This is a genomic window from Ulvibacter litoralis, from assembly GCF_900102055.1.
Taxonomy (GTDB): Bacteria; Bacteroidota; Bacteroidia; order Flavobacteriales; family Flavobacteriaceae; genus Ulvibacter; species Ulvibacter litoralis.
In genome coordinates, this window is sequence record NZ_FNBA01000047.1 from 1 (window position 1) to 1,489 (window position 1,489).

Genomic DNA, 1,489 nt, shown 5'->3' on the forward strand with positions numbered 1-1,489 from the left:
AGTATCATAGTCGTCTGAAATGACAACATGATCAGTAGCGGTAGGATTACCAGCTGGATTCCAATTAGAACCATCCCAAGTTTTTACAGCACATGCGACAGGAAGTAATGCTCCCGAACAATCGGAACCATCGTAATCGAATAGTTGCGTACCTGGAAATCCTGCACAATCTGCACCTGCGGGTCCTGGAGTAAACGGTCCGCATGCAGTATAAAATTGATCATCGAATAAAGATCCTGCTACATTAAAACAGAAATCGGGTGTTTCTCCAGTATTTATATACCTCATTTTTAAACGTCCTAAGAACGCAGGTGTACTTGTTACATTTGTACCAATTGCTCCTGAACTCCAAAATTGTTGCCAAGAAACGGCTACGGTAGAAGCAGTATTATTATTTCTGATGAATTGATTGTAATTATCTACAGTGAAAGTTTGAGATCCTAAAATTGATTCTGCTGGGTGTTCAAAAACAAATCGTTCAGGATCTGCAGGATCTATAACACTAGTCCCAAAAGCTTCCGTGTTGTAATCAAAATAAATGAGGCCAACACCTAGTACAAAATCGACATCACTTTGAATAAATAAATCGACTTCATAGAAGTCGTTTGCACCATCATTTGTTATTTGAGCATTATCAAAAGTTAGCGTAAGGTTTTGCGCTGTAATTAGCATGCTCGTAAAAAACATCAAAAAAGAATAAAGGAGTTTTGTTTTCATAGTTATAGTTTTAGAATTGTTCGCCAGATCCAAGATTTGGAGTTATTATATTATTAATATCTGTTATTTGTATTTGTCCATTCATATCCATATCGGCTGCAGAGTAACCTGAACTTCCTAATAAAAGTATTACGCCCGCTGTATCTGACTGCTGAATTTGACCGTTAGCATCAAAATCTCCTGAATACATTGCATAAGCTCCACCTATATTGGTTACTGCATTTGTGGTTCCAAATACAGCTGAAGGATTCGCGCTTAGATCCACTAAGGTGGAACCAGAAATCGCGATTGGATTTGCACTAAGAATCGCAAGGTGGTTTCTGTGATTTACTAGCACATAGTAACTTGCGGCAGAAGAGGTAAATGATACGCCTGAAGTGCCATCAACATCAACCACATCACCATCTCTTTGAAGTAATGCAGAGCGCGATTCGATAACGATAGATCGATCTGCAGCATCTCTAAGCTCAACCAAAACCCAATCCACAATAGCATTTTCGCCCGTCGTAGTAAATACAGAAGCATTGCATGTAAGCGCATCTGCATATGGACTTGTTGTAGGTAAAATGGTACGAAGATCATCGTTCATTAATCCAGCTGTTTCAGGGCTGGAGTAGGGTCCTTCAAGAAATACCTTCGGGCTAACCCTTAAAGCTAGTATTTGTGGGTTTATAAATCCTTCAGAAACTTGTATGTTGCCAGCACTGCGTTCTTGTACATTGACTTCTCCAAGGGTATAGAGTATTTGAATGTTTCCGGCACTTGCGGAAGC

The 1,489-nt window shown here is 39.6% G+C and carries 2 protein-coding genes; both read right to left on the reverse strand.

The annotated features are described in order from the left end of the window. On the reverse strand, positions 1-717 hold a 717-nt coding region (locus BLQ00_RS17365), incomplete at its 3' end, for a hypothetical protein (RefSeq protein WP_139149465.1). A gap of 10 nt (positions 718-727) precedes the next feature. Next, positions 728-1,489 (reverse strand): hypothetical protein (locus BLQ00_RS17680; protein ID WP_093145586.1); only part of this gene is annotated, 762 nt, incomplete at its 5' end.